The sequence below is a fragment of the Ruegeria sp. BHSB058 genome, assembly GCF_059613285.1.
In genome coordinates, this window is sequence record NZ_JBXWSF010000102.1 from 1 (window position 1) to 11,339 (window position 11,339).

13 protein-coding genes are annotated in these 11,339 nt (G+C 55.7%); 7 read left to right on the forward strand and 6 right to left on the reverse strand.

Annotated features, from left to right (window positions below; genetic code table 11):
• The 4 genes from AC2FNB_RS18665 to AC2FNB_RS18680 all read right to left on the reverse strand — a co-directional run.
• On the reverse strand, nt 1–593 hold a 593-nt coding region (locus AC2FNB_RS18665), incomplete at its 3' end, for an aldehyde dehydrogenase family protein (RefSeq protein ID WP_496748368.1).
• A gap of 18 nt (nt 594–611) precedes the next feature.
• Entirely contained in the window at nt 612–1,718 is a 1,107-nt protein-coding gene (locus AC2FNB_RS18670) for a saccharopine dehydrogenase family protein (protein WP_496748369.1), read from the reverse strand.
• 114 nt (nt 1,719–1,832) lie between these two features.
• Nucleotides 1,833–2,261, reverse strand: coding sequence for an Lrp/AsnC family transcriptional regulator (locus AC2FNB_RS18675; RefSeq protein WP_480751601.1), 429 nt, complete (start codon nt 2,259–2,261; stop codon nt 1,833–1,835).
• 54 nt (nt 2,262–2,315) lie between these two features.
• Complete coding sequence (locus AC2FNB_RS18680; RefSeq protein ID WP_496748373.1) at nt 2,316–3,635, reverse strand: MFS transporter; 1,320 nt, start codon at nt 3,633–3,635, stop codon at nt 2,316–2,318.
• Between the two features lie 199 nt (nt 3,636–3,834).
• On the opposite strand from AC2FNB_RS18680, the gene AC2FNB_RS18685 reads away from it, so the two are divergent.
• From AC2FNB_RS18685 to AC2FNB_RS18715, 7 genes are all read left to right on the forward strand, one after another.
• Complete coding sequence (locus AC2FNB_RS18685; RefSeq protein WP_496748370.1) at nt 3,835–4,449, forward strand: ribonuclease D; 615 nt, start codon at nt 3,835–3,837, stop codon at nt 4,447–4,449.
• The gene (locus AC2FNB_RS18690; RefSeq protein ID WP_480751598.1) at nt 4,446–5,414 is read left to right on the forward strand and encodes a KpsF/GutQ family sugar-phosphate isomerase; all 969 of its coding nucleotides are present in this window, start codon (nt 4,446–4,448) and stop codon (nt 5,412–5,414) included. Before AC2FNB_RS18685 ends, AC2FNB_RS18690 begins: the two co-directional genes overlap by 4 nt.
• A gap of 9 nt (nt 5,415–5,423) precedes the next feature.
• Nucleotides 5,424–6,023, forward strand: a complete 600-nt coding sequence (locus tag AC2FNB_RS18695; RefSeq protein WP_480751596.1) for an LPS export ABC transporter periplasmic protein LptC — start codon at nt 5,424–5,426, stop codon at nt 6,021–6,023.
• Nucleotides 6,024–6,026: 3 nt separating this feature from the next.
• Nucleotides 6,027–6,518 (forward strand): LptA/OstA family protein, encoded by a 492-nt coding sequence (locus AC2FNB_RS18700; protein WP_480751595.1) that lies wholly within the window; start codon nt 6,027–6,029, stop codon nt 6,516–6,518.
• On the forward strand, nt 6,518–7,276 hold the full coding sequence (gene lptB / locus AC2FNB_RS18705; RefSeq protein WP_480751594.1) for an LPS export ABC transporter ATP-binding protein: 759 nt from the start codon (nt 6,518–6,520) through the stop codon (nt 7,274–7,276). Before AC2FNB_RS18700 ends, lptB begins: the two co-directional genes overlap by 1 nt.
• Nucleotides 7,277–7,528: 252 nt before the next feature.
• Nucleotides 7,529–8,092, forward strand: coding sequence for a ribosome hibernation-promoting factor, HPF/YfiA family (gene hpf / locus AC2FNB_RS18710; RefSeq protein WP_480751593.1), 564 nt, complete (start codon nt 7,529–7,531; stop codon nt 8,090–8,092).
• A 61-nt stretch (nt 8,093–8,153) separates the two neighbouring features.
• Entirely contained in the window at nt 8,154–8,618 is a 465-nt protein-coding gene (locus AC2FNB_RS18715) for a PTS sugar transporter subunit IIA (RefSeq protein WP_480751592.1), read from the forward strand.
• Nucleotides 8,619–8,688: 70 nt separating this feature from the next.
• Here AC2FNB_RS18715 and AC2FNB_RS18720 read toward each other — a convergent pair whose 3' ends face one another.
• Both AC2FNB_RS18720 and AC2FNB_RS18725 read right to left on the reverse strand, forming a co-directional pair.
• Complete coding sequence (locus AC2FNB_RS18720) at nt 8,689–10,188, reverse strand: heme biosynthesis protein HemY (protein ID WP_496748371.1); 1,500 nt, start codon at nt 10,186–10,188, stop codon at nt 8,689–8,691.
• A 10-nt stretch (nt 10,189–10,198) separates the two neighbouring features.
• On the reverse strand, nt 10,199–11,339 hold a 1,141-nt coding region (locus AC2FNB_RS18725), incomplete at its 5' end, for a COG4223 family protein (protein ID WP_496748372.1).

Here is an 11,339-nt window from a genome sequence, read left to right on the forward strand (position 1 = left end):
CCGAACCGAGCCACCGCTCGCTCGAAAATCTTCTGGCAGGCCAACGCGGTCAGCGGCGTTTTCTCGGACGGCTTCCAGATCACCGGATTGCCACATACGATCGCCAACGCCGCGTTCCACGACCAGACCGCGACAGGAAAGTTAAATGCCGAAATCACACCAACGGGACCCGCCGGATGCCAGGTTTCCATCATCCGGTGACCAGGGCGTTCGCTGGCAATTGTCAGCCCATACAATTGGCGCGACAATCCTACCGCAAAATCGCAGATGTCGATCATCTCCTGTACTTCACCCAGACCTTCGGACGTGATCTTGCCTGCTTCCCAACTGACCAGCGCACCCAGGTCTTCCTTGGCGGCGCGCAGCTCTTCTCCCAAAAGTCGAATCAACTCACCCCGGCGAGGCGCAGGTACGGTTCGCCACGTTTTGAACGCAGCTTTTGCCCTGCCGATCACGGCACCCATCTCCGCCGCCGGCATCTCGTGCACTTCAGCCAGAAGGCTGCCGTCGATCGGAGACGTCACTTTCAGCGTTCCTCCGGTGAGCTCGGCGGTGCTTAGCCCCAGTTTCGAAAGAATGGTTTCTGCGGTCATGACAATGTCTTTCATTTCTCAGGCTGCCTTGTTCTGTTGCGTTGCGTCCCCCGCCCGATAGAGGCGGCCAAATTCGGTATTCATGAAGTCGGAAAGCAGCACTTGTTCTTGCCGGACAAAGCCCTGACCGAGCAACTCACCGGTGCGCATCAGGTCAACCACTCCCAACACACCCGAGGCGGTGGTGACTTGAATTGCGCTCCAGATTTGGCCATCGATCATCCGCGAGTAGGACTTGTTGATGTAGGACTTTTCGCGCAGCTGTCCGTCTATCGTGCCCTTGGCGGTACAATAGACCAGGACCACATCCTGATCAGTACGTGGGAGAGCGGACTCAAAAATTTCTTTCATCAGATCCCGCCTGCGCTCCAGCCCCAGATCGTTTAGAAGCAATTTGAGGATGTCACGATGCCCCGGATACCGGATCGAACGATAGGAAACGGAGCGCGCCTTACCGTCAAGCGTTTCCGGCAAGGTTCCAAGCCCTCCGGACGTGTTGAAGCACTCGTATTCGACACCATCAAGACCAAGCAGTTCATAGTCTTCCAGCGGCGCAGTCTTGACCCGCATTCCGTTCACAATGGCATCACAGGGATTGCAGTACTCGTTGATCAGCCCATCGGTAGACCAGGTCAGATTGTATTTGAGCGCATTGGTCGGATAGAGAGGCAAGGCTCCGACGCGCATATGCAGAGTGTCGATGCTATCGAACTCAGCTGCCAGGGCCGCCCCGGCGATTCCAACAAATCCGGGCGCCAATCCGCATTGCGGCATGAACGCGGTTTTACTGTCCACGGCCAGTTCCCGCACGGCGTTGGTGGCCGCTACATCTTCGGTCAAATCGAAATAATGCGCGCCCGCCTTTTTTGCGGCCTTGGCAATCACTTGCGTCAGGAAAAATGGCGCTGCCGAGATGACGGCGTTAAAGCCCTTGAGGCCTTCGGTCAAACCCACCTCGTCCCTGGCATCAATCTGTTTTGTGGCGACGCCCATCTTTTTCAGCATCGACAAGGCAACCAGATCGTGATCAGCCACGGTGACGGTGTAGTTGGGCGAGGTTTTGAGTAACGTCGCGATCATCTGGCCGATCTTTCCGGCCCCGACTACGCAAATATTCCAGCGCATGGCACATCTCCTTCTTTGTCAGAAAGTGTGACCTATTCGCTGTCCGATCTGTAGAGTGCGGATTGACGAAACGACTCATGATTTCGTCGTTATGACGTATATTCTGACGATATGTCAGCCTCGGTCAATTCGCCGTCCGAAGACGACGCTTGTATTGGTGCGAAGGACACCCGGAATTTCCGCAAGCTCGTCCACCAGAACATCCAGATCCTCGATCCTGGGAGCCTCGGCCGACAGAAGCAGATCGAATTCACCATTGATCGACAGGCACAACTTAACCTCAGGATAAGCCTCCAGCCGTTTGATGATCCTGGACGTCTCTTTTTGCTGAACCTCCAACAGAACCACGACCTGAACCGTGCTTTCGTCCTGCGGTTCGCGCAGAACCACGGAATATCCTGCGATCTCACCCCTCTTTTCCATTCGAGAGATGCGCTCGTGGACGGTCGTTCGGGCAACGCCCAGTTTGGCCGCAATCTTGGTAGTCGATTCCCTCGCGTTGTACTGCAGGGCAGAAATTATTCGGCGGTCCAGCTGATCCATTCAGGCTCCCACGGCGTCTTGTCGTTCAGAATTAGACAATCTCTATCCCTGGCCTCAAGGTTGTTTAGGATATCTTGGATGAAATTCATCGATTATCACAGCATGACTGTGCGGGGTCCCGCTCGCCAGATGAGGATGATCCGGTGGCAACTCGGGATGGTTATGCGGAATCGGCGCCATGCCGTTGCGTGGCCAAAGAGAAAAAGCCATTGTCACGCCAACCACAGATGCCAAAGTCAAAAACGTAGTGACAACGCTCAATCCATAAACGGTCATCAACCAGCCTGACAGCGGATAAAAGATCAGCCAACAGGCGTGAGAAAGAGTAAACTGTGCCGCAAAGACGGCGGGGCGGTCCACCGCATGAGCAGAGCGTGTGAGCAAACGACCTGATGGCGTGAGGGTCACCGAATACCCAAACCCTACAAATGCCCAAAGCAAGGAAAGAACAGGCAGGCTTAGCGGAGACAGCATGGACCAAACAGACGTTACTCCCATGGCCCCTGTTGCAATGGTTGCGCCCGTCAGCATGACGCCGCGGTCCTCTAAGCGATCCAGAACGCGGGGCAAAATCAGAGCTGCGACCATAGACCCGCCGCCAAACCCCGCCAGTGCAAGGGCGACTGCATTTTCCAGCATTCCTAAGCCAGATCTGACAATCACAACCGTATTCACGATTACCATCGAACTCAACGACGCAGCGACCCAATTCAAAGCCAGCAACCCCCGCAGCCTAGGGGTTTTCAGATAAATCCGAACACCTCGCGTGGTCCGGTCAAACATACCGCGGCGCACCGTCGGCTTCGGCATCGGCAGAACCACCGATACAACCAGCAAGGCGGATGAGACAAAGCCGATCCCCGTCCCCCAGAACAGATTGTCGAAGCTCACTAGCGTCAGCAATACGGCGGCTAGCATCGGGCTAACCAGACTTTCCATGTCAACCGCCAACCGCGACAACGACAGGGCGCGCGTATAATCGCGCTCATCCGTCAACACATCGGGAATAGTGGCTTGAAACGCCGGTGTGAATCCGGCCGAAGCGGATTGCAGAGCGAATATGAGGACATAAACCTGCCAGATTTCGGTGACGAAAGGCAGGCAGATCGCGACGGCGGCGCGCACCAGATCCAATGCCACAAGCATGCGTCGGCGATCGACTCGTTCAGCAAATGCCGCGGCAATCGGGGCAACCACGACATAGGCAATCATTTTGATGGTCAACGCCGTTCCCAGAACCAGGCCAGCTGCTTTTCCGGCAAGGTCATACGCCAGCAATCCCAACGCCACGCTGGCCAGACCGGTTCCGGTCAGCGCCACGATCTGAGCAGCAAACAGGTGACGATACACTCGATTCTTCAGGATATTCAGCACACCTGCCTCCAGACGAGAAAACCTCTGCACCATTCCTAGTCCCAGATTATGGCTCCGAAAACACAATTCGCGGGTGGGATTTTGGCGTGTCTTCTCTGGTCGCGTCGATTGTTCCGCACGAAGACTCCCGTGCTGCCCCAGTTGAGTTTGCTCAACAAACCGCCTATCTCGGGTCCAGTACGGCACAAAGGACTTTCGCGTGGCTAATCACCTTTACAAAAACGATCTTCCAGATGGTGTGGATTTGGGCCCAATCGTGGCCATCGACTGCGAAACCATGGGGTTGAATCCACACCGCGACCGGCTGTGCGTGATCCAGATGTCCGGTGGAGATGGCGACAGCCACATTGTTCAGATTGAAAAGGGTCAGACCGAAGCACCCAACCTTTGCGCCATACTGGAAGATCCCGATGTTCTCAAGCTGTTCCACTTCGGCCGCTTCGACATCGCCGCTATGTACCACGCTTTTGGCACGTTGGCGGCACCTGTCTATTGCACCAAGATTGCCAGCCGCCTAGTCCGGACCTACACTGACCGCCACGGCCTCAAGAACTTGTGCCAAGAACTGATCGGCGTAGATATTTCGAAACAGCAGCAGATGAGCGATTGGGGCGCGGAAACGCTGACCGACGCGCAACTGGAATATGCAGCCTCCGACGTACTGTACCTGCACCGCTTGCGTGAAGAACTTAACCAGCGCCTGCATCGCGAAGGTCGATCTGAGATTGCCAAAGCCTGTTTCGATTTTCTGCCCATGCGCGCCAAGCTGGATCTCGCGGGTTGGCCCGAAACGGATATATTTGCTCACTCATGACCAACCCTGACGCATTTCTGAGCACTGCCCGACAAGTGGTCACCGACGAAGCCAAGGCGCTAGAGGTGCTGGCCGACAGCTTTGACGACCAATTCGTCGAGGCGGTCGAACTGATCCTCAATGCCCGCGGCCGTATCATTGTCAGCGGCATTGGAAAATCCGGTCATATCGGCCACAAGATCGCCGCGACGCTCGCAAGCACCGGAACGCCCGCCTATTTTGTGCACCCGGCAGAAGCCAGCCACGGCGACCTGGGCATGCTGTCCGAGGGCGATGTCGTTCTGGCAATCTCGAACTCGGGCGAGGCACCGGAACTGGCCAACTTGCTAGCCTTTACACGCCGATTCCGAATCCCATTGATCGGTTTGTCCAGCAAGCCCGAAAGCACGTTGATGAAACAAGCCGATGTGCACCTGCTGATACCGTCGATGGGCGAGGCCTGCGGTTTTGGCATGGTGCCGTCGATCTCGACTACACTGACATTAGCCATGGGCGATGCGCTGGCCATCGCGCTTATGAAATACCGAAACTTCCAGCCGGAAAATTTCCGCGATTTCCATCCGGGCGGCAAACTGGGTGCCCGTCTCAGCAAGGTTTGTGACCTGATGCACTCAGGAGGCGCCCTGCCATTGGTTTCCCTGGACACCCCAATGAGCGAAGCGCTGATCGAGATCAGCCAGAAAGCCTTTGGCGTGGCCGGTGTTCAAAACACCAGCGGGGACCTGGTTGGCATCATCACCGACGGCGATCTTCGCCGCCACATGGACGGATTGCTGAGCCAAACCGCTCAAAACGTCATGACTGCCAACCCAACAACGATAGCGCCCCAAGCCATGGCCGAAGAGGCGGTTGCAGTTATGAATCAACACAAAATTACCTCGCTCTTCGTTGTTGAGGAAGAGGGGCCGACCAAACCGCTGGGTCTTCTTCATATTCACGACTGTCTTCGCGTGGGTTTGGGATAGGAGAAAGAAGTGGACAGCTATTCCCGCAAGGTGCAGTTCTTCAAGGTACTGCTGCCGCTTGCGGCAATTGCTTTGCTTTCTACCGTTTTCCTGCTGTCGCGCAGTATCGACACCAATGTTTCGACCCCATTTTCCGGGCGCGAGATGGATGAACGGTTAAGCGGTCAGCAGGTCACGCGCCCGTTTTTTTCGGGTGTGACTGAAAAGGGAGAAGAAATTCTTGTGTCGGCAAGCGCTGCTCGACCTAGCTCTGACGACAAGCCTGCCGAAGCCCAAAATCTGCGCGCGCGATATCGGCTGGTGAATGGAAACGAACTGACTTTGACCGCTGAACTCGGTACTTTGCGTCCAGATCAGGGCAGCGCCACGTTTTCCGGAAACGTAATTATCACAACTTCAGATGGTCTTAGAGTCTCTACGGAACAGCTGAACACATCATTGGACGAGATCCGTGGAAACTCTCCGGCAGAAATCGCCGGCGCTGGACCAATCGGGGAATTCACTGCCGGCGCCATGAATTTCGGGGCTGAAAAAAAGGAAGCGCCCCTCCATATTCTTTTTACAGACGGGGTCCAACTGATATATGACCCTCAAAAACCGGAAAGATAACCCGTGAATGTTTTTCGTGCACTGACCCTTTGTTTTGCTCTGATCTTTGGGGCAGTTCCCGTATTCGCGCAAGGGGCCAATGTCGCATTCGGGTCGGTCAAGGCTGACCCGTCGCTGCCAGTTGAAGTCACTTCAGACACCTTGGATGTCAATCAGGAAGACGGATCGGCGGAATTCAAGGGTAATGTCTTTATCAGGCAAGGTGAGATGCGGCTGTCCGCACAGCAAGTCCTTGTGATATACAATCAGGAAAAGTCAGGTATTGAGCGGCTTGAAGCTATAGGTGATGTGGTTCTGGTAAGCGGTCCGGATGCAGCACAGGCGCAGCGCGCTGACTATTCCATCGATACCGGAGTCATCGTGATGAGTGGCGACGTGCTGTTGACACAGGGTGAAAACGCGCTGACATCCAGCAAGATGACAGTGAACCTCAAGACCGGAACAGCTCAGATGGTTGGCCGGGTCAAAACCATCCTGAACACAGGCAACAATTGATGAATCGCCCAAACCTTACAGTTGCCGAAGGTTCTTCCGGGCTGAAGATCGACAAGCTACGGAAATCTTATCGCAAGAAGACAGTTATCCGAAACGTCTCGATGACGCTTGATCGGTCCGAAGTTGTTGCCCTGCTTGGCCCGAACGGATCAGGTAAGACTACAACGTTCTATGCTGTGGCAGGCCTGGTTTTTCCCGAAGGGGGTACAGTGACCATCGACGGTCAGAATGCGACGACGCTGCCAATGTACCGGCGGGCCCGGATGGGGATAGGGTATCTTCCTCAGGAAATGTCGATCTTTCGTGGCATGAGTGTCGAGGACAACATAGCCGCGGTTCTGGATATCACCGTCAAGCACAGCCATAAGCGCAAGGAGCGTCTTGAGGAATTGCTTTCGGATTTCTCGATAGAGCATTTGCGACGTGCCCCCGCCTTGGCGCTTTCAGGCGGTGAACGTCGCCGCGTCGAGATTGCGCGCTGCCTGGCCGCAGACCCCAAGTACTTGCTCCTTGACGAGCCCTTTGCTGGCGTGGATCCGATCAGCGTCGGCGACATCCGCCACCTTGTTTCGGACCTGAAAAAGCGGGGAATTGGCGTTTTGATAACCGACCACAACGTGCGAGAAACGCTGGAAATCGTGGATCGCGCCTATATCCTGCATGACGGTCAAGTTCTGATGTCCGGCACACCCACCGAAGTGGTCGAAAACGAGAATGTTCGCCGGGTCTATCTGGGTGAAAACTTCCGGATTTCCTGACCGGCGACTGTTCGTCGCTGGGCGCATGGCGGATTTCTTGAAAGAACACGTCTGTTTTGATTGACTCTCCGCGCGTCTCTTGCCTCAATTGACTCATGACAATTCTTCGGTTCCAGTCTGGATCTCGATGTCCCTTCGCTGAAGGGTATGATGGTAGACTATCCTTGGAAATGTCTTTACCCCACACCCGATAAAAACAGGCACGCCGACTTGTGTGGCGTCAGAACGGGTGCGAATTGTGAAGGAGATCACATGCGTTATCAAATCAGCGGTAAACAGATCGACATCGGTGAGGCATTGCAGACCCACGTGCAGACCGAACTGGGCGAAGTCGTGGGCAAGTATGCCCAAAGACCGACAGACGCCAACGTCGTCTTTTCCCGTTCAGCGCATGAATATGTGTGCGAGACAACTGTACACCTATCAACTGGGCTGACGGCGCAGGCCAAGGCGCACGCCACCGAAATCTATGCGGCATTCGAAGGATGCTGCGATAAAATGGAAACGCAGCTACGCCGCTACAAGCGCCGCCTAAAGGATCACCACCGCGACCGCGCCGAGCCGGTTGAACTTTTTGGAGCATCATCCTATATCCTCGCGTCGAACGACTCGGGCAATTCTGAGGAACCGGAGTCGCTTCAGCCGATAATTGTGGCGGAAATGGAAACCAAGATCCCGTCGTTGAGTGTAGGCGAGGCTGTAATGCAGATGGAACTCGCGGGGGCCCCGGTTTTGGTGTTCCGGAACGAAAACAAGGACGGACTGAACGTCGTGTATCGCCGTGATGACGGCAATATCGGCTGGATCGACCCGTAATAGGCAAGACAACAGAGATGTGCCATCGGATATCCGGTGGCACATCCATGGAGCAAAATCGATGGAGCTTTCGAGCATCCTTTCACCCAAAGCGGTCCGGGTTCTGTCAGCCGCTTCCAGCAAAAAGCGCCTGTTTCAGGAAATAGGAGACGTAGCGGCTTTGGCACTTGGGCTGGACGCTCAGACTGTCGTCGAATCTCTGCTCGAAAGGGAAAGCCTGGGGCCGACCGGAGTCGGGCATGGTGTTGCTCTACCCCATGCTCGGCTGGAAGGCCTGGAAAAGGTCGCAGGCGTATTCGTCATGCTTGAAAAGCCGATTGATTTTGGCGCAGTCGACAGACAACCGGTCGACCTTGCCTTTTCACTCTTTGCGCCGGAAGAGGCCGGTGTTGAACACCTAAAAGCGCTGGCGCTGGTCTCGCGTACGCTCAGAGACGCTTCGGTTTGCACGAAACTCCGGTCAAATCCTGATCCGGTCAAGCTCTATACCATCCTGACCGAACCTCATTCGGTTCAGGCGGCCTAAAGCCGCGAACACGAGAAACCCAAAAAAAAGAACTCTAGCAAAACCGGGGCTGTCCACAAATGACGACACCTCATGTTTTGCCGTTGGTATCCATCAATTCAACATCAGCATCGATGATCCGGGGCGGAGTGGCCTGTTCGCCCGAGTTTTCCTCAAGTTCCTCTTCATGGACGTCTTTTTCGCTCTGGTCTTCCAGGGCTCCGATGATCAGTGGCAGCATGTGTACACCTGTCGCCGAGGCAATCTCAGGGGTGTCGGGCGTTTGCCAGCTTAGCGTATCGAAACTGTTGCAGTTCTTGCAGACAGGTCTCCATTCCACGTGAATGTCGTGACAGTTCTCGCAAACCCAGTGAGGACCACGCGGCGCATTCAATGCCTTTGCGAGCCAACCCTGCACAATCGCGTCCGACGCTCCCTCACCCCGTTCGATCGCAGCCATCAGGGTATAGGCCCGTGCATCCGCTTGTTTTTCCACAACATCGCCCAGCGCACGGCGAGCTTCGGGAAAATCCTCGGCCACAATGTTAAGCTCCGCCTGAATCAGGCGGGTCTCAGGGTTATCCGGGTGAATGCGAGTCAGTGCCGAAAACCGCTTGACCCGTTCAGTCGGAGATTCGTCGGGTTCGATTTCGGCAAACGCGTGGGCCAGATCCGGGTGCGGCCGGACCTCCCACGCCTTCTTCAGGATCTTGGCCGCGTTGCGTGGCTTGCCTTTGGCGATGTGCGCGCGCGCCGCCATCGCGGCCGCAGGCACCAGATCGGGGGACAAGCGATTTGCCTCGATCGCGCGTTCCTGTTGCTCGATAGCGGCAGTCTCGTCCAGCAGCCCTTTGGCTTCGGACAGCGCCAGCACAGCATCCCTTCTCTTGTAGACGTCGCGCGGCAACGTTCCTGATTTCAGCTTTGCCGTTAGGGTCGACCGCGCCCCGGCCCAGTCCTGCGCCTTGGTCTGAAGCTTAAGCAGCACATCCTGCGTTTCCTCGTGCCGCGGTTTCAGGGCCAACGCCTTTTCCGCAAGCTTGCGCGCGGTATCATCATCGCCCTCAGCCAACTTTTGCTTCATTATCCCGCGCACACCGACAAACCGGGTCGATTGCTCTGTCACCAGCTTCTTGTACGTTTCCGAAGCTCTTTTGGTATCCCCGGTCATCTCGGCGGCTTGGGCTACTAACAGATTTGTCAGTTCCGGCTTTTTCAACAGCTTTTCTGCTTTTGTGGCCTTGGACATCGCAATACGCCCTTCCCCTGAAGCCAAAGCCATCAGTCCCTCTGACAGGGCCTGATAACCGCGCCGTTCCCGGCCCCGGTCAAAATAGCGCGACAAGGCGGTTTCATCTCCGTTGAGGAACTTCAGCGTAGCGATCAACAGGCTTAGCAGCTTGAAGAACAGCCAAACGGCCGCGACCAAAATCACAAGCCCTATAGCGGACTGCAGCGGCCCCAACGTATATTCGGTGCCCGCAACGGTGATCTGAACACCGCCGCTAGCCTCCATAAGAAAGGCGGCACCCATCGCCAGAAGGCCGATGATGGCGACAAAAACCAGTATCTTAAGCAATGACCAAAACATGGCGGGCCTTTCAGTTCGAATTCACGCTTTGCACAAGCGCATCTGCGGCGGATACGGCGTCTTGGCGGGTTCGCGCGCGTTCAACCCACGCCGCCATTGCAGGTTGCGCGGCCTCTGGCAGAGTGCCGATCTCTTCCAATGCCTTGCCCAGGTCACCAGCTGTCAAGTCGGCTTCTGCGCGTGACAAGATAGCATCCGGATCAGTGCCATCCCGAGGAGTGACAGACCTGGCGCCAGTCTGTCGTTCGAGAAATGCAAGAATCCCGGAACCTTTTTCGGTTTCACGGATGTCCGCCAATGCATTGCGAGCCGCCGACGGAAAGCCATTCCGTAAGCTTGCCATTGTTGCAACACCTTCGGCCGCAGGGCCAACCAAGGATTGAGGAACCTCTACGCCACCGTTCTTGAGTTGGGAAACTTGAATCTCAAACGCGGCACCAGAATCCAGCTGACTGCGTAGACCTGATGCAGCCGCGCGGTTGGCCGCCGCCAATGCCTCAGCCGAAGCTTTCACCTCCAGTGCTTTGGCCTGATTCACCATCTTTTCGATCTCGGCCCGCTGTACTGAAAGGGAGTCGCGTAGCTTATCCAATTCTGTCAGATACGCATCTGGAACCTCTCGCGTATCTCCATTTTGTACTGGGCGTTTTTCCAGATCAGCTATGCGGGATTCGAGCGGGGAAAGTACCGAACTCAAAGATTCAATCTGAGTTTTCAAGACGTCCAATTCCGAAACCACCGGTGCTATTTGCCCAGACAGTCCGGACACCTGTTCGGAAAGAGTCGACAGGTCAGCCGCTTCGCTGCCGTCCATCTGCTTTCCAAGCGAGTCGAACAACTGGGCGTGTTGCTCGACCTTCGCCTCAATTGTCGAAATGGTTTGATCGATTTCGCCCTCTGTCGAGCTGAACAATCCGGTTTGGCCGACAAAAAAACCAATAGCTGCTGCAACCGCGCCCCCAAGCGCCGTAGGCCAGAACCCATTTTGCCTTTTTTCCTCTGGAAATTGCGTTCTTTCTGCAAAAACAGTCGAAGGCTTAGCTTCGGCTTCGGCTTCGGCTTCGGCTTCGGCTTCGGCTTCGGCTTCGGCTTCGGCTTCGGCTTCGGCTTCGGCTTCGGCTTCGGCTTCGGCTTCGGCTTCGGCTTCGGCT

Excerpts from the sequence above, each read along its gene's own strand:
- AC2FNB_RS18690 (WP_480751598.1), top strand. The coding sequence starts at position 4,446 with ATGACCAACCCTGACGCATTTCTGAGCACTGCCCGACAAGTGGTCACC.
- AC2FNB_RS18675 (WP_480751601.1), bottom strand. The coding sequence starts at position 2,261 with ATGGATCAGCTGGACCGCCGAATAATTTCTGCCCTGCAGTACAACGCG.
- AC2FNB_RS18720 (WP_496748371.1), bottom strand. The coding sequence starts at position 10,188 with ATGTTTTGGTCATTGCTTAAGATACTGGTTTTTGTCGCCATCATCGGC.
- AC2FNB_RS18670 (WP_496748369.1), bottom strand. The coding sequence starts at position 1,718 with ATGCGCTGGAATATTTGCGTAGTCGGGGCCGGAAAGATCGGCCAGATG.
- hpf (WP_480751593.1), top strand. The coding sequence starts at position 7,529 with ATGCGTTATCAAATCAGCGGTAAACAGATCGACATCGGTGAGGCATTG.
- lptB (WP_480751594.1), top strand. The coding sequence starts at position 6,518 with ATGAATCGCCCAAACCTTACAGTTGCCGAAGGTTCTTCCGGGCTGAAG.
- AC2FNB_RS18715 (WP_480751592.1), top strand. The coding sequence starts at position 8,154 with ATGGAGCTTTCGAGCATCCTTTCACCCAAAGCGGTCCGGGTTCTGTCA.